General features: G+C 37.4%; 23 protein-coding genes and 2 pseudogenes. 21 read left to right on the forward strand and 4 right to left on the reverse strand.

Going from position 1 to position 21,938, the window contains the following annotated elements:
- Positions 1 to 178 precede the first annotated feature (178 nt).
- The 3 genes from CS937_RS13860 (at position 179) to CS937_RS13870 (ending at position 2,736) form a co-directional block, all read left to right on the forward strand.
- Complete coding sequence (locus tag CS937_RS13860) at positions 179 to 871, forward strand: N-acetylmuramoyl-L-alanine amidase family protein (RefSeq protein WP_099159072.1); 693 nt, start codon at positions 179 to 181, stop codon at positions 869 to 871.
- 229 nt (positions 872 to 1,100) lie between these two features.
- Positions 1,101 to 1,976, forward strand: a complete 876-nt coding sequence (locus CS937_RS13865) for a polysaccharide deacetylase family protein (RefSeq protein WP_099159073.1) — start codon at positions 1,101 to 1,103, stop codon at positions 1,974 to 1,976.
- Between the two features lie 28 nt (positions 1,977 to 2,004).
- Positions 2,005 to 2,736: an N-acetylmuramoyl-L-alanine amidase family protein gene (locus tag CS937_RS13870; RefSeq protein WP_099159074.1), complete on the forward strand. Its 732-nt coding sequence runs from the start codon at positions 2,005 to 2,007 to the stop codon at positions 2,734 to 2,736.
- 216 nt (positions 2,737 to 2,952) lie between these two features.
- On the opposite strand, the gene CS937_RS13875 is transcribed toward CS937_RS13870, so the two are convergent.
- The gene (locus tag CS937_RS13875; protein ID WP_099159075.1) at positions 2,953 to 4,101 is read right to left on the reverse strand and encodes an MFS transporter; all 1,149 of its coding nucleotides are present in this window, start codon (positions 4,099 to 4,101) and stop codon (positions 2,953 to 2,955) included.
- Between the two features lie 82 nt (positions 4,102 to 4,183).
- Between CS937_RS13875 and yeiL the strand changes: the two genes are divergently transcribed.
- The 13 genes and pseudogenes from yeiL (at position 4,184) to CS937_RS13940 (ending at position 13,035) form a co-directional block, all read left to right on the forward strand.
- Entirely contained in the window at positions 4,184 to 4,855 is a 672-nt protein-coding gene (yeiL, locus tag CS937_RS13880) for a transcriptional regulator YeiL (protein ID WP_099159076.1), read from the forward strand.
- A gap of 34 nt (positions 4,856 to 4,889) precedes the next feature.
- Positions 4,890 to 5,495: a class I SAM-dependent methyltransferase gene (locus CS937_RS13885; RefSeq protein ID WP_099159077.1), complete on the forward strand. Its 606-nt coding sequence runs from the start codon at positions 4,890 to 4,892 to the stop codon at positions 5,493 to 5,495.
- Between the two features lie 186 nt (positions 5,496 to 5,681).
- Complete coding sequence (locus tag CS937_RS13890) at positions 5,682 to 6,179, forward strand: DUF2798 domain-containing protein (RefSeq protein WP_099159078.1); 498 nt, start codon at positions 5,682 to 5,684, stop codon at positions 6,177 to 6,179.
- A gap of 351 nt (positions 6,180 to 6,530) precedes the next feature.
- Positions 6,531 to 8,063 (forward strand): malate:quinone oxidoreductase, encoded by a 1,533-nt coding sequence (locus tag CS937_RS13895; protein ID WP_099159079.1) that lies wholly within the window; start codon positions 6,531 to 6,533, stop codon positions 8,061 to 8,063.
- Between the two features lie 158 nt (positions 8,064 to 8,221).
- Positions 8,222 to 8,596: a VOC family protein gene (locus CS937_RS13900; RefSeq protein WP_099159080.1), complete on the forward strand. Its 375-nt coding sequence runs from the start codon at positions 8,222 to 8,224 to the stop codon at positions 8,594 to 8,596.
- 71 nt (positions 8,597 to 8,667) lie between these two features.
- Entirely contained in the window at positions 8,668 to 9,159 is a 492-nt protein-coding gene (locus tag CS937_RS13905) for a GyrI-like domain-containing protein (RefSeq protein ID WP_099159081.1), read from the forward strand.
- A 120-nt stretch (positions 9,160 to 9,279) separates the two neighbouring features.
- The gene (locus CS937_RS13910; RefSeq protein ID WP_176555839.1) at positions 9,280 to 9,957 is read left to right on the forward strand and encodes an RNA polymerase sigma factor; all 678 of its coding nucleotides are present in this window, start codon (positions 9,280 to 9,282) and stop codon (positions 9,955 to 9,957) included.
- 65 nt (positions 9,958 to 10,022) lie between these two features.
- Positions 10,023 to 10,247, forward strand: a complete 225-nt coding sequence (locus CS937_RS13915) for a hypothetical protein (RefSeq protein WP_099159083.1) — start codon at positions 10,023 to 10,025, stop codon at positions 10,245 to 10,247.
- Positions 10,229 to 10,495 (forward strand): GyrI-like domain-containing protein, encoded by a 267-nt coding sequence (locus tag CS937_RS13920; RefSeq protein ID WP_099159084.1) that lies wholly within the window; start codon positions 10,229 to 10,231, stop codon positions 10,493 to 10,495. Before CS937_RS13915 ends, CS937_RS13920 begins: the two co-directional genes overlap by 19 nt.
- A 345-nt stretch (positions 10,496 to 10,840) precedes the next feature.
- Positions 10,841 to 10,990, forward strand: a pseudogene (locus CS937_RS13925) (isocitrate lyase/phosphoenolpyruvate mutase family protein); the annotation flags it as partial.
- A 106-nt stretch (positions 10,991 to 11,096) separates the two neighbouring features.
- Positions 11,097 to 11,624 (forward strand): bifunctional transcriptional activator/DNA repair enzyme AdaA, encoded by a 528-nt coding sequence (locus CS937_RS13930; protein WP_099160068.1) that lies wholly within the window; start codon positions 11,097 to 11,099, stop codon positions 11,622 to 11,624.
- Positions 11,625 to 11,636: 12 nt separating this feature from the next.
- Entirely contained in the window at positions 11,637 to 12,545 is a 909-nt protein-coding gene (locus tag CS937_RS13935) for a DNA-3-methyladenine glycosylase 2 (protein WP_099159086.1), read from the forward strand.
- Positions 12,538 to 13,035: a methylated-DNA--[protein]-cysteine S-methyltransferase gene (locus CS937_RS13940; RefSeq protein WP_099159087.1), complete on the forward strand. Its 498-nt coding sequence runs from the start codon at positions 12,538 to 12,540 to the stop codon at positions 13,033 to 13,035. The genes CS937_RS13935 and CS937_RS13940 overlap by 8 nt, the downstream gene beginning before the upstream one ends.
- A 21-nt stretch (positions 13,036 to 13,056) precedes the next feature.
- Here CS937_RS13940 and CS937_RS13945 read toward each other — a convergent pair whose 3' ends face one another.
- The 3 genes from CS937_RS13945 to CS937_RS13955 form a co-directional block, all read right to left on the reverse strand.
- Positions 13,057 to 15,411, reverse strand: coding sequence for a penicillin acylase family protein (locus CS937_RS13945; protein ID WP_245835756.1), 2,355 nt, complete (start codon positions 15,409 to 15,411; stop codon positions 13,057 to 13,059).
- A gap of 105 nt (positions 15,412 to 15,516) precedes the next feature.
- On the reverse strand, positions 15,517 to 16,026 hold the full coding sequence (locus CS937_RS13950) for a DUF4188 domain-containing protein (RefSeq protein WP_099159089.1): 510 nt from the start codon (positions 16,024 to 16,026) through the stop codon (positions 15,517 to 15,519).
- Between the two features lie 2 nt (positions 16,027 to 16,028).
- Positions 16,029 to 16,583, reverse strand: coding sequence for a PadR family transcriptional regulator (locus tag CS937_RS13955; protein WP_099159090.1), 555 nt, complete (start codon positions 16,581 to 16,583; stop codon positions 16,029 to 16,031).
- A 448-nt stretch (positions 16,584 to 17,031) separates the two neighbouring features.
- Here CS937_RS13955 and CS937_RS13960 point away from each other — a divergent pair, with 448 nt between their 5' ends.
- The 5 genes and pseudogenes from CS937_RS13960 to CS937_RS20015 all read left to right on the forward strand — a co-directional run bounded on the left by CS937_RS13960 (position 17,032) and on the right by CS937_RS20015 (position 21,803).
- Positions 17,032 to 19,086 (forward strand): glycoside hydrolase family 3 protein, encoded by a 2,055-nt coding sequence (locus tag CS937_RS13960; RefSeq protein ID WP_245835757.1) that lies wholly within the window; start codon positions 17,032 to 17,034, stop codon positions 19,084 to 19,086.
- Positions 19,087 to 19,104: 18 nt separating this feature from the next.
- The gene (locus tag CS937_RS13965; protein WP_099159091.1) at positions 19,105 to 19,587 is read left to right on the forward strand and encodes a hypothetical protein; all 483 of its coding nucleotides are present in this window, start codon (positions 19,105 to 19,107) and stop codon (positions 19,585 to 19,587) included.
- 21 nt (positions 19,588 to 19,608) lie between these two features.
- Entirely contained in the window at positions 19,609 to 20,196 is a 588-nt protein-coding gene (locus CS937_RS13970) for a CalY family protein (protein ID WP_099159092.1), read from the forward strand.
- A 77-nt stretch (positions 20,197 to 20,273) separates the two neighbouring features.
- A pseudogene (locus CS937_RS13975) lies at positions 20,274 to 21,536 on the forward strand (exo-beta-N-acetylmuramidase NamZ family protein); the annotation flags it as partial.
- Positions 21,537 to 21,554: 18 nt separating this feature from the next.
- Positions 21,555 to 21,803 carry an FIMAH domain-containing protein gene (locus CS937_RS20015; protein ID WP_425445481.1) on the forward strand — a complete coding sequence of 83 codons (249 nt, stop codon included), beginning with the start codon at positions 21,555 to 21,557 and terminating at the stop codon, positions 21,801 to 21,803.
- Positions 21,804 to 21,938: the final 135 nt, after the last annotated feature.

A 21,938-nucleotide genomic window follows, 5' to 3' on the forward strand; every position in this document is an offset into this window, starting at 1 on the left:
ATTTCATCTTTACCTCATCTTTATCTTCCTCTATTAATCTTAAACAGTATAAAGATGCTTTAAAAAGAAGGGAAAGATTAACTATGGCTTTACAGCGGAAGAATTGGTTAAATATAGCCGTCGTCTTGATGTTTTATAGCAGCCTTAAACGATTGCAAAATAGAAAGAAGGCGAAAGTATGAAAAACAATAAGTTGTATATTGTTTTGCTCTTATTTTTAATTTTACTATTAGCGGTTTGCATTATCATCCCCATCAACCATAAGGGTAATCAACATAAAGATGAAAACAGTAACACCACGTTTAAGGTTGTAATTGATCCGGGGCATGGCGGTAAAGATAACGGTGCGACAGGCGCCAGCGGAAAGTATGAAAAGAATTTTACGTTAAGTCTATCGAAAAAAGTGAAAAAACGGTTGGAGCAGGAACCTGGAATACAGGTTTTTATGACAAGAACGGATGATAGCTTTATTTCGCAGGAAAGCAGGTACAGACCTAAATATGCTAACAAACTAAATGCGGATATATATGTATCTATTCACGGAAACACGTTTTCCAATCCTGATGTTTCAGGCACGGAAACATTTTATTATCACAATAACTCCCGCCTTTTAGCTAATATCTTACAGAAGCATGTTGTTGATGCCACAGGATTCAATGATAGGGGAACAAAGATGAAAAATCTATTTGTTGTAAAGGATACGGAAATGCCATCAGCTTTGATAGAAGTAGGTTATCTGACGAATCCTCGAGATGAGTCCAAAATGTTGACTGACGATTTTCAAAATCGTATTGCAGCATCAATTGTTGAAGGAATTAAAGAATACCAAGGGGAATCGGCAAAAAACGGTATTTTGGATTGGATATTTTAAATGTCTGACCAATAGCCAATACAGAAAGTGGGTATGTCCCTCCTTTCATTTTCAAAATTATCCTTACAGTAAAGCCATCCAATTTTATGACGCTATATGTCATGAATATGGATGGTTTTTTATTATTTTTACAATCTTTAGCTTACATCCATTTCATCTTCATCTCTTCTTTATCTCATTGTACTAATCTATCACCTAGCATGAAATGAAATAGAATAGAGGTCTTTACATGAACAAGCTTAAACTATTTATTTTCCTTGCCAGTTTGGTAATTATTTATGCCTGTCAAAGTAATTTTGACCATGGCGAGGGTGGATCAAAGGAGAAGCAGTCAATTGCTGCAGATCATAAGACAGAGTCAGAGTCTGCACCTGGCAGCAAAACATCTGAGATAAATCCAAAATATAAAGATTTACCAGATTCTAAAAAAACGGAATCTGAGGAATCCAAAACGAATAATGAGTTGGTTTCCCAAAAGACTGTCTACCTAACCTTTGATGACGGGCCCACTTCAGCAACGACAGATATTTTAGACACGTTAAACCATTTTAATGCCAAAGCAACATTTTTCATGCTGGAGCCTTCCATGAGGGAATTGCCGGAAGTTGTAAACAAAATTGCAGAGGAAGGACATGCCGTGGGTTTGCATGGTGTGACTCACAACCTATACAAATTTTATAAAACGGAACAATCCGCTCTGGAGGAAATGACCACCGCTCAGCAGGCACTTCAATCTATTACAGGGATTCAATCCAATCTAATTCGGACACCTTATGGCAGTGTTCCTTATTTAACCGAATCATATCGGGAGGTTTTAGATAGCAATGGATTTAAATTGTGGGATTGGAATGTTGACAGTAGTGATTGGTCTTTATCAAATGACGAATATGTAGATACGGTTATTGGACAAATAGAAGAGCTAGTTAATGCAGGGGTGGCACCTATTATTCTAATGCATGATAGAGCAAATACAGCTGACCATTTGTCTACGCTTCTAACCTATCTGTCAGATCATGGATTTCAGACAAAAAGAATTGAAGAGAGCACACAACCATATAACTTCAACTGTTATCAGCGTTGTCATCGACTATCTTCAAAGGAGTAGATAAACAAGTATTAAGGGAGAGAGTTAAATGAAGAAGAGGATTCGAATTTCCACATTTGGTATATTGGTAATTTTACTTTTAATAGCGGTTAGTTTACTAGTTGATCAGAAACCTTCTGCCTCTAATTCAGAGGAAAATAAATCGCAATCCAAAAATGAGCAACTTATAAGTAACCAAGCAGATGATAAAAGTTCAAAGGGTGATACAGCCGATGACCTGTATAAAGTAGTGATTGATCCGGGACATGGTGGTAATGATCCCGGTTCTATTGGTGCCAGTGGTTCATATGAAAAGGACTTCACGTTAAGCCTTGCGACGAAGGTCTACCAATTATTGAAGCAAATACCGCAAATAGACGTTTATATGACAAGAGATGAAGATGTTTTTCTCTCTGCTGAGGCTCGAGTACGACCAAAATTTGCGAATGATCTAGGCGCAGATTTATACATTTCTATACATGCAAATACGTTTACGGATCCATCTGTATCTGGTACAGAAACCTATTATTACAATCAGAATTCTTTATCTTTGGCAAACATTATACACAAACATGTTGCTGAGGCTACGGGTTTTAGAAATCGCGGGGTAAAAAAAGAAAACTATTTTGTTTTAAAAGATACTACCATGCCGGCAACCTTGCTGGAAATAGGTTATATAACGAATCCAAAAGATGAGAAAATGATGTTAACAGACCAATTTCAAGAGTCTGTTGCTACATCTATTAAAAACGGTGTAAAAGAGTATTTGGAAATAGACTGACAGAAATACATTCTTATACAAAACGAAAGCCACTATTTTGGAAAATATCTTGGTTTTGTGGATTGGATTGATAAAGCAGATTATAATAGGGTGCCTGAAGTCCTGATTGTGTCATTGCACTTCAGGATGTCAGGCACTTTTAGTTGGAGTGCTTCTTGTTCTAAATATTAATGGTGTTATTCTGCTCCCACCGAGTAATGAAGCAAGAGAACCTCCCTATGCTTCCAATTTCCGATAAACAAGCGCTAGCACTAGAGATGGAATGGAACAGACAATCATCCCAATAAAGGCGTATCTTGGTTCAATTTCAAATAAATAGCCGCCCAAAATGGTGAACACGGCCGTTCCCCAGCTGAGTGCTAATGCTGAATACATACCCTGTGCTGCTGGTATTTGTTTAGGCTGAGTGTTATTAGTTAAATATTTCATAAAGGCATAGTGTCCCATTGCAAACGAGCATGCATGCAACGTTTGCGACATGCAGAATACGATAACGTTTGGAAAGGTAAATACCATTATCCATCTTACAGTTGATCCAAGTGCAGACAAAGCAAGTAAAGAACCAGCCGAAAATCGATGGAACACCCGGTCTGCAATCGAAAAGAAAATGATTTCTGCAAGTACTGCAATATTCAGAATTACGCCAATTAAATATTTCGAGGTATCTATTTCCTGTAAGAATAGATAGCCATAATTGTAATAGGAGGCATGTGCCGACTGCAATAAAATGACAATAAGCAGTACTATGCCAAAGTGTTTGATGCGAAATAGCTTTAACATTCCTGCTTTTTCTGTTTTATGCTTTTGCGGTTTTTCAGATAATACGAAAGGTGCACGCATAAAACCAAGACACACGAATACGATTATACCTAGCAGCAGCGCCCATAAAATCACCTCGTCACCAAGCATTCCAGTAAAGACGGTTAAAACCATGCCAGCAGCGACAAATCCGATGGAGCCCCACTGACGGCTTCTTCCATAATGGTTTAATTCTTTATTTTGCATAAGGATACCAGCAGCACTATCTAAAGCAGGCATCAATGCCGGATAAGCCAAATGCAATAATAATGTGGCGATAAGCAGGCTGGCAAAGGAACTTGCTGGAATATAGCACAGAATCGCAATCAGTGTACCTATTCCTACTCCATTAAGTATAGTTTTACTGCTGAATTTCCCTGACAAATATGGAAATGCAACTAATGTAGAAAGCCCCCTTGCAACCAAGCCTAAGCTCATAATCAAACTAGCTTCCGAAACGGTAATCCCTTTTGTATGAATCATCCACCCCGTCCAATAGGGGAGAAAAATGCCCCATGTCATAAAAAAACTAAAAAACTGTGTACTCATCCAGCGTTGTGTGTTCATTCTGTATCCCCCTCATTGATAGCATGATATCATGGGAATAGGTAGGAAAAATATGAGATATCTCCTATTTTTGAGGTGAACTATGGAAAAATATCAAGGTGAGAAAAAGCGGCTATATATGAAAGAGAACTCTATTGCACATTTATTTTCCTTTCCGGCTGAAAAGTATGTGGAAGTGCATGAATACCAACGCGATGATTGGATTATTCAGGAAGGTATGAGACCAGCGTTTCTATTTTATGTTATAGAAGGAAAAGCAAAAATATATATAACCCATCAAAACGGGAAAGTATCCTTAATTAATTTTATCAATGAAAATGAATACATTGGAGAAATGGAATTACTACATGATGTATACTATACAAAAGGAATTCAAGCTCTAACAAAGACTGTTTGTATTGCATTTCCAATTCATTACTACCGTACGCAATTGCTCGAGGATACAAAATTTCTGATCGAATTAACCAAGTTTTTAAGTGTAAAGGCAACACTTATGGCAGCAAAGTATTCACAAAGTCTAGCATTTCCGCTTGAAAACCGGCTTGCAGATTTCATTTTGCAAACAGCTGATAATGGTGTTTATAAAGAAAAACACGTTGTCGTATGTGACTATTTAGGCGTATCCTATCGTCATTTATTACATGTACTTACACAGTTTTGTGATAAAGGGTACTTACAAAAGGAAGGGCGGAGTTATCGAATTAAACAATGCCACTTTTTGCATGAGCTTGCTGAAATGCTGAAGAATAAGTAACCATTTAAAGCTAATAAAAAACGGAGGGGAAGCGATGGAAAAGGAAAGATTAATTAATCTGTTTGATAAACAGGCAACAAAATATGAAAAAAGAAGGAAACGGCAGTCAGAAAATATGTGGCGCAGGAGAATTTTTCGATCGGTTAGAGGGAAAACACTTGAGGTCGCAGTCGGTGCGGGAATGAATTTCGGTTATTTTCCAAAGTCAATCGATTATACAGGTGTTGATTTTAGCCCTGCAATGCTTGCAAAAGCCAAGGTAGCTGCAAAGGAACAAGCTATAAAGTCGGAGTTTATTTTATCTGAAGTTGAAAGTCTATCATTTCACGAAAATACGTTTGATACTATTGTCTCCTCAGGAACTTTGTGCAGTTATGAAGATCCAGTGAACGTTTTGAATTTATTTAACAAGTGGTGTAAAGACGATGGGGAAATTTTATTATTTGAACATGGACTATTTGAAAATGCTGCATTAAGCTGGATCCAAAAACGATTAAATCCCCTAGTACATAAAAGGATAGGTTGTCATCAAGATCGTGACGTCCTTGAAATAGTGAGGCGGTCTAATGTCAAAGTAGAGAACTATGATAGAAAATTATTAGGATATTTGTATATGATATGGGCTAGACCTAACAAATAATGGACCTTAGGAAGAGACCTGCTTGAGCCGTTTATTTAAATAAGAGAAGGCTTGAAATAAATATATAAAACGTGATATTCTTGATTAGATCAGTATGTAGAGATATTGGTCTTTTTTTATTGACCAAAAATATATGTCTTCATGATACGTCTGCCATCTGAAATATAACTTTTGGAGATGACGAAAATGCATGAAGAAACAAGATTACCCCGAAATGGCAAAGAATTTACATTATTCTTAGCTATCATTTCAATCCTTTCAGTAAATATTATTGCCCCGCTTATTATGGGATTTGAATTTGGATTCCGTAAGCAGACTTATTTCGAAACATTACAGGTTATTCCATTTGTATGGATCTGTGTAATTTTGTTAGTTACACTTGTTGCAAACCCAATTGTTACTAAATTGGTAGCTAAGTTCATTAAGCCTACTGATGGATTTAATGCAAGAGTATTATTTACGATCTTGTTTAGCGTAACCATTTTGTCTATTTTACTGACAATTATCGGAACGTGGATTGGCATGAGAGAAATTAGTTTGGAACCATTCCAAACGTTCTTTTATGATTGGCCAAGGAACTTTTTTATTGCATTTTGGGTTGAAACGCTGATTGCACAGCCAATTGCTAGATTTTCAATGAAAAAATTACATGAAAGTCAGGCTCGTAAAATAGTAAACGCCTAATACATTAGTTTAAAGTCTATATAGCCGATTGATTTTATGTGAAATCAGTTGGCTTTTTGTATTGGTAAGTTTTTGAAAAATAAATAACTAGGAAGAGTGACATTACAATATAGATAAAATTTCATAATATGTATAACCATACCGAAAATTACCAACAATTAACCATCATACATCTATCACGTATTTGTAACAAAATATTTTATTCTATTACTATTAGTGATACACTATTATTAGGTTATTTTTGATCAGAAAAGATGTGCGAATGGGTTACCGCCCTAATTTGCTGTTACATCTGAGCGGGAGCTCCTGCATCCTTTCTGTAAATCTTAATGGACAAGAAGGATGGAAAACATGAGTAACAAACATACTACAACAGATGTTATCCTAATTGGTGCTGGAATCATGAGTGCGACATTGGGATCATTTTTAAAAGAATTGGCACCAGATTGGAAAATTACCATTTTTGAAAAACTTGATAAGGCAGGGGAGGAAAGCTCTAACGAATGGAATAATGCTGGAACTGGACATTCTGCACTATGCGAGCTTAATTACACTCCTGAACAGCCAGATGGGTCTATAGATATTACAAAAGCACTAAAAATAAACGAACAGTTTCAGCTTTCCAGGCAGTTTTGGTCTTATCTTGTAAACAGCAACCAGCTAGACAATCCAAATGACTTTATTATGCCACTGCCTCACATGAGTTTGGTGCACGGGGAAGATAATGTAACATTTTTGAAAAAGCGGTTTGAAGCACTGTCAAACAATCCTCTTTTTGAGGGGATGGAATTTTCCGATGATCCGGAAACATTAATGGAATGGATTCCGCTAATTATGAATGAACGATCAGTAGATCAGCCGATCGCAGCAACAAAGATCGACTCTGGAACAGATGTTAACTTTGGAGCGCTAACGCGTAAATTGTTAGACCATTTAAAGAGTCAAGATGTTACGATAAATTATAATCATACAGTGGATGATATAAATCGTACTGAAGATGGATCATGGGAATTAAAGGTACGAAACTTTGAAGACGGTACGCTCGAATACCATACAGCAAAATTTGTTTTTGTTGGTGCAGGTGGAGGAGCGCTGCCTTTACTGCAAAAAACCGGTATACCGGAATCGAAGCATATTGGCGGATTCCCGGTAAGCGGGTTATTTATGGTGTGCAATAATCCGGATGTTGTAGCCGAGCACAATGCGAAGGTATACGGCAAGGCCAAGGTCGGTGCACCACCAATGTCTGTTCCGCACCTTGACACGAGATTTCTAGGCGATAAGAAATCGTTGCTATTTGGACCATATGCCGGCTTTTCACCGAAATTTTTAAAGAATGGATCATTGTTTGATTTACTTGGTTCTGTAAAGCCGAATAATCTTTTAACGATGCTTGCCGCAGGTGTGAAAAATGTTTCTTTGACTAAGTACCTGATCGAGCAAGTTTTACAGTCGAAAGAAAAACGTATGGAAGAATTACGTGAATTTATCCCAAATGCTAAAAGCGAGGATTGGGATTTAGTAGTAGCAGGTCAACGTGTACAGGTAATTAAAGATACGGAGAACGGCGGAAAAGGTACCCTTCAATTTGGTACGGAAGTTGTTAGTGGAGCTGAGGGCTCGATTGCAGCATTGCTCGGTGCTTCTCCAGGTGCCTCAACCGCTGTTCACGTTATGCTTGAGGTAATTGAAAAATGCTTCCCGCAACATGTAAAAGAATGGGAACCGAAAATAAAGGAAATGATTCCTTCTTACGGTAAGTCACTTAAGGATAACCCAGAGCTCATCCATAAAATTCAAACAGAAACAGCACATGCACTGGGTTTAGTGAGTCAACAAGAAGAAAACTCAGAAGAAAACACCAGTGTGTTACAGGAAGCATAAACTGCCATTCGCAGTTTATGCTTTTTTTATAGGACAGGTGGGACACGGGGTCAGTCCCGCTGTCCCAGTTTTATTTTGAAATAATTCTTCAAAAAAATCGTATCTTTTTACCTAAACCACTCGTTATAATAATGAACTTATTATAAAGGAGTGAAAGAATGGGAAACGATCTAATCAGTGGAATAGGTATTTTTATTCCGGTTACGGATTTGGAAAAATCAACGGATTGGTATAGAAAAATGCTGGGATTTGAAGTATTACATAGGGATGCACCAAAAGCCAATGTGCTAAAAATCTGGAATGGTATTGTTGTGTTTTGTCTCGTTAAATCAAATGATATTGTTCAGCCAGAATTTCCGAAAAATAATTACAATGTCGATCATCACATGAATTTCCACACAGATGATATTCACGTAATCCATCAAAGCCTGCTAGAAAAAGGCGCGGATATTGGTGATATTCATGCATTTGATGGAATGAAAGGCTTCCCATTATACGATCCAGATGGAAATCGTTTTAGTGTGATTGAGTAGGGATTAGGAGCGGGACACGGGGACTGACCCTTTGTCCCGCCGTGAAAAAATATAAAGGGAGTGTAGTTTTAATGGCTGTTGAACAAACGAATGAGGCTAAAGTGATGTCAAAGAAGGCGTTTCATGCTGTTGGTTTGAAGTGGGAAGGGACCTTTGTGGAGGCAGGTGCAGGTGGTATACGAAAGATTCAAGAGCAGATGCATAAACGTATAGAAGAAGTTTCAAACGTTCTTAACCCTGAAACACTATTGGGCTTGTCTTACCACACTCAACCTAACGGAAAGGGGTTTACGCATTATGCAGTTGTAGAGGTTGAATCAGTAGAAAGTATCCCTGAAGGAATGATTAGTATCAGTGTTCCGACGTTAACCTATGCAACATGTGAACATAAAACAGGACAAAGTATCGAGCAATCCTATAACAACATTTATACATGGATTGAAAAAGAAGGGCTAAAGGAAAACAATGTAGATGATTTAACCCATTTTGAAAAATACCCGATGAGCCAGGATCCATATAATAAGGATCCGGAATTTACAATTATGATCCCAGTAATAAAGTAAATAGAGTTTGGAAGTATCATAAGGAAAATTTTGATACTTCCTTTTTGTTAAAAAGGAATTTTTAGTTGTTTGGCGAAAAAATATAGAAAGTGAATTTTTCGAATGGGGGTAAGCAAAACAATGAACCCTGAACTACTTTGTAGTCAACTACTTATCAAATACCAGGATCAACTTTTAGGATACTGCCATAAGCTTGCAGGTGTTCCGTGGGAAGGTGATGATCTTTTTCAGGAAACAATAATGAAAGCAATAAAAAATAGTGAGCGATGGATTCACTTGAAAAATTCGAAAGCTTACTTATTTAAAATTGCTACGAATACGTGGATTGATATTTGTCGTAATCGAAGTATAGATGTTGATACATATAACGATAATCTACACGGAGAAACTACACCAAGTGATTTTGACCTCTATAGTGCATTAGAAGAATTAGTACACAAACTTCCGATTAGACAGGCTTCAGTCGTATTACTAATAGATGCCTTTGCTTTCTCTATCAAAGAATCTGCAGTAATGCTAGATATGACCTCAGGTGCTGTAAAATCAGCTCTTCATCGTGCAAGAACAACACTAAAGAAAAACTATTATCAAGAGCAGAAATCGAAAAAAGATAATCAGAACTTGACCCAGTTGTTTCTTCATGCCATTAAGCTAGGTAACCCACAGGAAATCGTTTCTATTTATCATGATTTACTGGCAAATGGAATTTCCGTGAAGCGGACATTTGATATGGATGGATACTATTTTGAATTTCAAGACCCTGATGGAAATAAGCTGGCGATATTTCAAAAAAATTAATAGAGTGCGTATCCATTTCGTAATGTTTATCATTTTGAAATGAAAAGATGAAAGGAGTAAATGAGATGAGAATTATTAGTAGAGGGGAAACAAAACTAGTGGGTATCCGGCTAGTTTGTTCTACTATAGAAGAATACCAAGAAAAGATACCATCCATAGTAGAATCCTTACATAATCGATTAGATGAAATTTCCTATAAAGTAAACTCAAATGTATTTATCGGTATCCATATGGTTGATGCAATGGAAGAGCAGGAGGTTATTGGAAATGTGTGGAGGTATCAGAAATAAAGAATGTACCTAATGGGATGGATTCATTCGTTATACCAGCGCAGGAATATGCGACAATAGAACATGATGGCATACCTTGGGATATTCATAAGACATACGGAAAAATGAATCAAGCGATTGAAGCATCAGAATATGAAAGAATTTTTGATGCTTGGACATTAGAAGTGTTTGATCAGACAAAACAAGAAGATGGAATAATTCGGTCTACGTTATATAACCCAATTAGGCTTATTTATAATGCACATTAATTAATTTAAAAAAATAACCGTTACTGCGTAAATAATATAAGGATATCGTATCTAATCATTTACGGTATCCTTGGAAAGTTCAATTAATAGATAGATTTAAATCTTCAATTGAAGAAAAATGAGCTAAGGGAAGTTTTCCTAGCTCATTTCTTATTGTTAGTCTTAAACTGTGTAGTCTCGAATAGTGATGTTGATACTACTCTTAAACCAATCAAAATTACAAATGATAAGATAAACAACAATTGGTATCCCGTTAGTTAGACCATAACAGCAAGAATGAGGATGAAATCGTTACTGTCGCCTTGATAAAATGATATTAAACAAATATTAGGATTAGGAGGCAGGATGATGAAAACTCAAGAATTCAATAGGCTACATAATTCAGAGGATATTTTATTTTTAGGGAATGCATGGGATTTGTTATCATCTTTTACGCTAGAGAAAGTGGGGGTTAAAGCAATTGGGACGACCAGCTGGGGAATTGCTAACTCAGTGCTTACGAAAGTACTAGAATTTAAGGACACGTCACTCTTATATGAAAACTAAGTTAGAAAGGAAGGCGGGGTCACAGGTGGCTGCTATCAATTTTACGTTTGAAGAGATGTGGGAAAAGATTATTGCTTGTGATCATAAATATGATGGATTATTTTTTACAGCTGTGAAAACAACAAAAATTTACTGTCGTCCTTCCTGCAGATCTAGAAAACCAAAAAAAGAAAATGTAGAATTTTATTTTGATATCAATGAAGTAGAAAGTGCAGGGTTTCGTGCATGTAAAAGATGTCAGCCAGAGGTTGAGTATTCACCCAATATTCAGTTAGTAAGAGATACCATCACTTTCTTGGTTAATCATTATAAAAATCATTTGTGTTTAAAAGATATAGCAGATGAAGTTGGTATAAGTCCATTTTACCTTGAACGGATATTTAAAGAGGAAACGGGTGATACCCCTCGTATTTATTTAGAAAAAATACGTGTCGATAAAGCAGCATATCTTCTTAGATCTACTAGCCAAACGAATCTTGAGATATGCTATGGGGTTGGCTTTCAGAGTACCTCCAATTTTTACAAGGTGTTTAGAAGCTGGAATAATTGTTCACCTAGTGAATATCGAAAACGTAATAGGTAAGGAGATTCTGAAATGAATTGGAGTGACCACGAGTCTTTTCTTATAATTTATCCTCATAAGGAATTCAATTTTGATGAATGTTTATTATTCTTAGGCAGGTCCAATCAAGAAGTGCTTCATCAAATTAAAGGAAGAAATTTATATAAATTAATAAAAGTGGATGGAACATTGGTTTTATTTAAAATTGGGTACATTAAAGATTCCATCAATGTTGAATTTCTAAATAAAATTCCATCTTTAGTTACCCGGAAAAAAGTTGCTGCGTATATATGGGAGTGGTTTGATTTAGATACTAATTTAGGGGAATTTTATAAAGCGGTAAGTAAAGATAAAATTTTGAAGAAAATCACTCAAGACTATTATGGTTTACGGATTATTTGTATTCAAGATTTATTTGAAGCTCTTATATGGGCGATTTTAGGACAACAAATCAATTTAACATTTGCTTACACATTAAAGAAACGTTTTGTTGAACGGTTTGGGGAATATCTAACTTTTGATGAAGATACCTTTTGGTTGTTCCCCACATTTGAAAAAATCTCATCTTTGAACGTGAAGGATTTAAGGATACTTCAAATAACTAGTAGGAAAGCTGAATATATCATTGGGCTTGCTAAGGCTATGAAAAATGGTGAATTAACAAAAGAACTATTAAATCAGCAGCAAGATGATCAACAAGTACAAAAATTATTAATGAAACACAGAGGTGTAGGTGCTTGGACTACAGACTATGTTATGATGAAATGTTTACACAATATGGCTTCCTTACCAATAGCAGATGTTGGTCTTCATAATGCCATAAAGCACCAATTAGGTTTAGAGCGTAAACCGACAATAGAAGAAATTGAAAAACTGTCATCAGGTTGGAAAGGATGGCAGGCATACGCTACTTTCTATCTTTGGAGGTCTTTATATGACTAAAATTATCCATAAAGTATATTATCAATCTCCAATAGGTGTATTGGAAATAACCGGCACTAATGAAGCGGTTTTTTCAATACTATTCACAGAACAACAAGAGAACAAAATAGATGATTATCAGGACGAAATTCCTGGGGTTCTAGAAGATTGTAAACAGCAGCTTGATGAATATTTTAAAGGTATTCGAAAAGTATTTACATTTCCATATAAATTTGAAGGTACAGATTTTCAAAAGAAGGTGTGGAACGCTTTAAAGGAAATATCATACGCAGAAATGGGTTCATATAAAGACATAGCTGTTTCTATTGGGAATGAAAAAGCTATTAGAGCAGTAGGCAGTGCAAATGGTAAAAATAAATTAAGCATTGTCATTCCGTGTCATCGAATAATAGGCTCAAATGGAACGTTAACTGGTTATGCAGGAGGTCTATGGAGGAAGGAATGGCTGCTTCAACATGAGAGATCTTTTAGAAAGATAAGTGGGACATAGGGGCCACTCCCCCTGTCCCGCCTATGGTTTTAATTTTAATTTCTTTCCTTCTCTCTTGTTCATATCCGTTAAATGATAATTCCCTTCAACCCAGTCGTCCATTTGGTCATGATACCAATCGCTTTTAAAGTGACCCGCTTGTCCTGGTCCAACAATATGGTAGCCTTTATCCATGTCACTTGTATCAATGACGAATCGCCATGATGCACCGTGATCAACAATTCCTGTTTTGGTATCGTAACTGGCTGCCATCGGGGTAACGCTGCTTCCTCCGACTGGAATTGGATCTTCATTATTGAAAAAGAATGCTAGCACTGGACTCACATCTGATAATGGATGAGGAAACTGTACTTTATGGTAATCCCCCCATTGCCAAGCAGACATGTCATCACCATATTTTGCTGTTAACTGGTTTAGCGTATATTTTAAAGAGGTCTGCAGTATGTTTACTAGTCCGCCATTTTCTTGAATCCAAATGGAATTATTACCACTCCGCAAGATATTGTCTGTCGTTTGTCCACGACTTCCAAATAAATCCATAACATCTTCAGGTATCTCATCTTTATATAAAATTGCCTCTATTTCGTTTAACCAATTTTGAAAAATTAGCGGTTGAGCTGCATCGACTTTATCTACGTAATTCCAATTTTTGAGTAGTTCTAATGCATGTTGCTCAACTGTCGATAGATCTGTCTCTTCTAAAGCATTCACAAAAATCGGCACAAATTCACGTGCTTGTAAATTTGTTTGATCCATTTGCAGATTCTGCATGTCTTCTATTGTAAAATCATCATCTGCTTCCAGAACCTCGGCAATACGCTCATATCGATACGGTTGTGCCCATACATTACTAATATGATAAGGGTAATCATCCCCAACTATTTTATTATTCGCCGTTGCAATAAATCCTTTTTCGGGATTAACAACTGTAGGGAGCTCATCAAATGGAATATATCCTTTCCAATCATTCTCCTTCTCCCATCCTTCCATCGGTAATAGTGCATCGTCATCGTCTTCATAGATGGGAATGTTGCCATTCGCTTTATAAGCAATTGTTCCATCGTTTGATGCAAAAATAAAATTTTGTGCAGGCGCCAGGAATTTTTCCAACCCTTTTTCAAACTCATCCCAGTCCGATGCCTGATTGATTTCTAATATAGCTTCAAGCTCTGTCGTTGGTTCGAGTGCTGTCCATCTAAGTGACATGGCAGTTTCCTTTGCACTTTCATTTGCAAAATCAGAGATAATTGGTCCATGACGGGTTTCAACAACCTGATAATCAATTGTTTCCCCATCCTTTACTTTAATTGGCTCATCAATTGCTACCGCCTTTTCCCATTTGCCTTCATATAAAAATTCGTCTGGATTATCTGGATTTCTTTTTTCCAGATAAAGCTGCTGTACATCGGGTCCTGTATTTGTAACACCCCATGCAATTGCGTCGTTATGACCGAGAATAATTCCGGGAACTCCAGCAAAAATAACGCCACTAACTGTTAATTCAGGTGTTTTTAACTGCATTTGATACCAAATTGAAGGAGTTGCTAGTCCCAAGTGTGGGTCATCTGCCAAAAGTGGCAAGCCAGACTTGGTTTTTTCTCCACTCACGACCCAATTGTTGCTTCCGTTAAAAGGATGAGGTATGACAGCCTGATCGAAACTGGACGCTACATCTATTTCATCTTCTCCAATAATAGTGGGCTTGTTTTCTGGATATTTTGGAAAAAGTTCATATGCTTTTTGCTTATTAAAGTTATTCAGTGCAAAGTAATTGAATGCTTGCTGCTTCCAATGACCACCTAAATCAAATGCCATATATTTACCGATTGTCAGTGAGTCGATGGGTGTCCATTTTGCAGGATCTGCCCCAATTAGTTTGAACTCTATAGGCAAACTATTATCTTCCTTTGCTTGCTTCATATATGTATTTACGCCATCGGAAAACCATTGTAAAACTTGTTTGGCTTGATCGGAATAAATTTTGTATGATTCCTCCGCGGCTCGTCTCAAACCAAGCGTTCGAAAATATTTATCCTGATCAATAGCAACTTCCCCAACAACTTCACTTAACGTCCCAGAAGCCTGCCTGCGTGATAACTCCATTTGGAACATGCGACTTTGCGCTTGAATATATCCTTGTGCAATGTACAAGTCATGTTTATTTTCTGCTTTAATATGTGGAACACCATTTTCATCTGTTATCACCGTTACTTCATTTTCAAGCATAGGCAGATCAATCGTGCCCTCAACCTGTGCCAGTGATTTATTTATGTATGCGTTTACAAAAATGGCCGAGGCAGTTATTACTAAAAGCAGTATTCCAAATGTGAGAAGTAAAATTTTCTTTTTACTTCTTTTTTTCTTCGGTGTCTCCACAAAAACCTCCTGTGTTTGCAATAATATCTCCCCTTTTCTATTTACAGAACTAATTCGACATAGGATTAATAAATTCCTTTTTCTGGGACAGGTCCACTGTCCCAGTCAACTCTTATTGGGACATGGAACCTGACCCTCTGTCCCATTTTTTAACCTTTTTCTGGCCGATATGCGTTCTGGTGTAATGGGGATATGCTTCATTGCTTTTCCAAGGCCGTAAAGGGGCATGTTTCCATATAGGGATTCGTAGTTTCCCTTTTTCAAATTATAGGTTTCATGATAGACTCCGACTGCATTGTTGTTTCCGACTTTCTTATTAAAATCCTTCCATGCAGTTAAATGTTTCTCTCCTTTCGCGTAAGCTAGCAGATCCTCTGCCCGGCGCCAATATTGAATCATGACTGTGGTTTTGAAACCAAAATAGTTTTCCATGGACAAAAAGCCTAACTCCTCTTTGTTCGTGTAAAGCTCCTTTATCATTGGCGGCATCGCAGTAAATACAGGTAGCCATTTATGCACTGCAAACCTTCTGTTAATCCGCATCCCAATAAGAAATACAACAATATCTTCATCATTCTCCGTCGTATAACGCCCAGTATAAATTTGCTTGGCCATACTCATTCCACCTCTTTTGAAATTTGTTTAATCGTGGTATCGCACCACTCTATGGCTGCCATTGTCACTCGCTTTCCATAGTCTAACGTGATCAACCAGTACGTTGAATCCCGTTTGTTGTGCTCGAACGTAGAAATCATCTGTTCAATACCGCTGTAAGTCTGATAGCGCTCCTCTAATTTTTGTTTGTAATCCTGCAGCTGTGATAATGTATTTTCTTTAGACTGATGGCGTCCAAAAAATAATTTAAGCAGAACCTCGTTTCGTTCCACAGGTGCTTGCTCAATAGGCTTCTCTAGCCAATTTTTTAGGACCTCCTCTCCTTTTTGAGTAAGGTAATATTCTTTTCGATCTGGCTTACCTTCCTGCGATGAAATGCTGACTGTTGCTAATTCTTCATCCACAATGAGCTTTAGTGTCGGATAAATCTGTCCATAACTTATCTTCCAGAAATGTTTTAAACTATTATCGATTAATTGCTTGATTGCATATCCAGACTTGCAATCAGTTGTTAAAATTCCAAGAATTGCGTAGGTTGTATGGTTATATTTTTTCAAAAGGACCACCCTATCTATATGATATATATCTTTTAGATATATTATACGTCAAAAGAAAGCTTTTGAAAAGATTTTATTTTGTGTAGAGATAAACGGAAAGAAAGAGGATTAGGTTTTTCTTTCATGTTAATTGGTACAAAGAACCTATCCTAATCCCGCCCTTTCTCCTATTCTTTTTAGTTTATGTTAGGACAAACGATTCATTTTTTGAATTATCTGATTTGTGCGACATAATATGACACCATTTTTTATTAGAAACTATTATACTCTCGGTAGAAAAGAATAGATTACATATATTACGGACACCTACAGAAGCAATGAAAAATCTTTACAAAAAAGGAGTGAGCAGCTTTACTACTTAAAGATATGCATGATGGATGTATGTACTAGCTAAGAAAGATGCTTAATGGCTTGTGAGAAATGCTATTTTCCAAAGGAGGAAAAACCATTGAAACAGCGACGTTTACTAGCAATTCTATCGATAATCTTGCTAATGTTATCGTTTCCGCAATTCAGCTTGGCTAATGAAGGTGGTTCATCACCTGCCAATGGTAAAGGTGAGAATGATAATCATGATGCAATTACCGAAATTATGGATGACATGACAATCGAAGAAAAGGTAGGTCAGCTTTTTATTGTTCATGTTTATGGTAAAACACCTACAGATGCAAATTATGAAGATACCAATTTACGGATGGATCGGGGCGGAAAAAACTTTAAAGAGGTAATTGAGAATTATCATGTTGGTGGTGTTATTTATTTTAACTGGACCGATAATATCGGCACACCGGTTGATACTGCCCAAGTGAATGCCTTGTCAAACGGATTGCAGGATATTGCAATGGATCAAGATAATTCTATTCCTTTGTTTATTTCAACCGACCAAGAGGGTGGAATTGTTCAAAGGATTAAAAGTCCGGGAACAGTTTTCCCTGGAAACATGGCAATTGGAGCTACTGGTTCTGAAGAATATGCAACTAACACGGCAAGTATTCTTGGTAATGAATTACGTAGTCTTGGAATTAATATGAATTTTGCCCCTGTTCTTGATGTTAATATGAATCCCGATAATCCGGTTATCGGTGTTAGGTCACTTGGTGAGGATCCTAATTTGGTATCACGATTAGGAGTTGCACAAATTAAAGGCTATCAGGAGCAGAATATCATTGCTTCCGCAAAACATTTTCCGGGTCACGGTGATACAGCCGTTGACTCTCACTATGGCTTACCAATTATTGACCATGATCTTGAAACACTGCATGAGATTGATTTAAAACCTTTCCAGGCTGCAATAGATGCCGGAATTGATTCGATTATGACGGCACATATAGTTGTTCCTGCTCTTGATGATTCTGGACTGCCGGCAACTCTTAGTAAACCGATTCTTACTGGTTTACTAAGGGAAGAAATGGGATATGACGGGTTGATCATTACAGATAGTCTTGGTATGTCCGGCGCAAACGTATACCCGCAGGATCGTGTTCCTGTTGAAGCGTTTAAAGCGGGAGTCGATATTTTATTAAATCCACCAAATGTTGAGGTTGCCTATAATGGTGTGCTTGATGCAGTACAAAGTGGTGAAATTAGTGAGGAACGATTAGATGAATCAGTTTATCGAATTCTATCAGCCAAACTGGAAAAAGGATTGTTTGAAGATCCATACACGAGTCCAGATGCAATAGAGAATATTGGTACCAACGAGCATTTGCAAGCGGCGGATGAGATTGCTGAGAAAAGCATTACTCTCGTACAGAATAATGATTCAATACTGCCATTACAGCAGGATTCAGCGAACGTTCTTGTGACTGGACCAGGTGCAGCACAGCCAGATTTACTGTCAAATCTATTGAATGAGAAAGGTTTGATGTCAACCAGTTTTGCAACAGGTACAAGTCCAACACAAGATCAGATTAATGAAGCGGTCCAGAAAGCGGAAGAAGCTGATAAAGTCATTGTAACAACGTATACAGCGAATACGAATGAAGAGCAACAGCAACTAGTTGAACAAATTCAGAGTACTGGAAAGCCGGTCATTGTTGCAGCACTCCGCAATCCATATGATCTGATGGAATTCCCTGAAGTAGATGCCTATATCAGTACGTATAGTTATCTCGATGTTTCTGTTCAAGCCCTTGCCAAGGTGATTGCTGGGGACGTTAATCCTTTTGGTAAATTACCTGTAACTATTCCAGGGGTATATGAACTGGGCCATGGGCTGGATTATGTTGATACACCTCTAAGTGCAAATGGGATGCAATCGCTTATCGAACAGTTAGATGAAATGGGAGAAATCCTGAGTGATAAAGCTAAACACATGTTAACGGTTCATTTAACTGCAGTAAACCAATTTGAAGAGAAGGAATTGTCAGAAAAAGTAGTGAAACATATGGAAGGCTTTAAGTTAATGCTTGAGCAGTACAAGGAAAATGATGCGATATCTGCTAAAGCATTTAGTTACCTGGAAACAGAATCTGATCGATTGCTTGAATATTGGTCGAACTAAAGTAAAGGAGGATCCAGAATGCTTCGGCAGTCAGAAAAGGTAAGAGAAGCAACAAGTTTATATGCGAGCATTTTATTTCGAATCCTCGCTGTCGCGTATCTAACCTTTTTACTAGCTTATTGGCTTAGTTCACCAACAAACGCCTATTTTATCGCTACGTCAACTTATCATGACACATTAACTGTGAAAAATAGTTTTGGTGATAGCAATTTAGATGGCAAACAAACGAGCGGGAAAGAATCACCCAAGAAAAATGAAGAAAAGGATTCACAACAGAATTCAGAGGATGAAGTTGAAGAAGGATCAGCAAATAAAGATGATCATCATAAAGCTAAAGGTGATGATGACGAGCAACAATCTGAGCAAAATAATAATACTGTACAGGAATCTAATCAATCATCCGAGATGGACAAAACAACTGGTAATACAGAAAAAGATAAAGAAAGTCCAAACCATACAGATCCAACTGATACTAATAATGAATCAAAGAAAACGAGTTAAAAATGTTGAGGAGGAAATAAAATGGGTTTAAAAAAGCAATTGGGTATGGGAATAATGTCTGCAGCGCTCGGATTATCGTTGATTGGCGGGGGGACGTATGCATTTTTCAGCTCCAGTGAAACAACCAATAACACCTTTGCCGCAGGAACACTTGATTTAGCTGTTGAACCTACAACATTAATTGAAGTGGAAAATCTTAAACCGGGTGATTGGGTAATTCGCGATTTTGAATTGCAAAATAGTGGAACATTGGACATTGAAAAAGTGACATTGAACACAAACTATGATGTTACAGATACAAACGGTGACAATACAGAGGATTTTGGAAAATATATTGAAGTGGAATTTTTATATAATGCGGACAAGCTAGATGAGGTTATTTATAAAACTACACTGGATCAATTGAAAGAGATGAGTCCAGAGGCCATCAATGAGCATATCTTTTATCCAAATTTTGGTGAGAAGGGTTTACCAGCTGGTTCTTTGGATGACTTTGTCGTGAAGTTTAATTTTGTGGACGATGGTCAAGATCAGAACCAATTCCAAGGCGATTCACTACAATTAGAATGGACATTTAATGCACAGCAAACAGCAGGAGAAGAGAAGTAATCATCTATGAGGGGAGGGGTTATACAAGCCTCCTCTTAGTTTTGTCCTACTAATTATTAATATAAGGAGGCTCTACCATGAAAAAATGGTATGTTGTGTTGTTCACTATGTGTTTCATGCTGTCCTCAATAACCATTATTTTAGCTAGTGAAAAAGAAACTGGTAAAAAGAATAGTAACAATAACGATCAGTTTCAGCTCGGTGTAGAGGTTTTACTTAATGAGCAATTAAATGCATTAGAAGGTAAAAATGTTGGACTGATAACGAATCCAACGGGTGTTGATCAGGGGTTAAACAGCATTGTAGATACATTACACAATCATGAGGGTGTTAATCTCGTTGCACTTTACGGTCCTGAACATGGAGTACGTGGAGGGGCACAGGCAGGTGAAGGTGTAGACTTTTATATTGATGAAAGAACGGGCTTACCTGTCTACAGCTTGTATGGTGATACGAAAAAACCAACACCGGAAATGTTAGAAGGTGTGGATGTGCTTTTGTTTGACATTCAAGATGTTGGGGCACGATTCTATACTTATATTTACACAATGGCCTACGCGATGGAGGCTGCCGCTGAAAATGATATTGAAATAATTGTACTGGATCGTCCAAATCCAATTTCGGGTTTAAATGTACAAGGGCCAGTACTTGATCCAGATTACTCTTCATTTGTTGGACTTTATCCAATTCCACAACGCCACGGAATGACAGTTGGGGAATTGGCATTACTATTCAATAAGGAGTTTGATATTAATGCAGATCTTAACGTTATTGAAATGAATGGATGGGATCGGTCCATGTATTATGACGATACGCCACTAGAATGGGTGCTGCCATCACCGAATATGCCAACATTAGATACGGCTCTTGTATATCCGGGAGCTGCTTTGATTGAAGGAACGAATGTATCTGAAGGTAGGGGAACAACGAAGCCGTTTGAATTAATTGGAGCACCATTTATTACAGGTGAGGATCTGGCTGAACAACTCAATGCCGCTGACTTACCTGGAGTCCGGTTCAGGGCTGCCTACTTTACGCCGCAGTTTTCCAAGCATGCTGGTGAACTTTCTGGAGGGATTCAAATCTATGTAACCAATCGGGAAAGCTATGACTCTATCGAGACAGGACTTACGATCGTTAAGACCATTCATGATATGTATCCGGATGATTTTGAATTTCGCGCAGAAAACAGTGCCGGTGTTTCCTTCTTTGATAATTTAATCGGAAATGGATGGGTACGTGAGAAAATTGAAGAAGGTGCATCTATTGATGAAATAACAAGCAGGTGGCAGGAAGATCTCCAAGCATTTAAGGATGTAAGGAGAGAGTATCTGTTATACACCGTTCGTACGGAAGATATAAAGACAATCGTAACGTCATTAGAAGAAAGTGGAGATATCCTAGATGATAACGCCGCACATGCGCTTGAGCTGCATTTATCTGCTGTAAACCAGTACGAAAAAAAGAATCAAGCAGACAAAGTGATCAAGCATATGAATGGTTTTAAAGTGCTAATAGATTCCCAGAAAGAAAATGAATTGATTACAAAAAACGCTCACGAAATGCTTCAGGCTAAGGCGGATGCCATGATTAAAATTTGGGAGTAAAGGTAACATTGGGAATCTCTGATAAGGAAATCGGCTACATTGTCGATTTCCTACCCTTTGAAAAGGAGCAGGCTTTATTCAAGTGCTTTTAACCTTTAACCCCTTTGAATGCAAAGGGGTTTTCTAATTATGGGA

Origin of the sequence: Virgibacillus ndiopensis, from assembly GCF_900187325.1 — a bacterium.
Lineage (GTDB): Bacteria > Bacillota > Bacilli > Bacillales > Amphibacillaceae > Virgibacillus_E > Virgibacillus_E ndiopensis.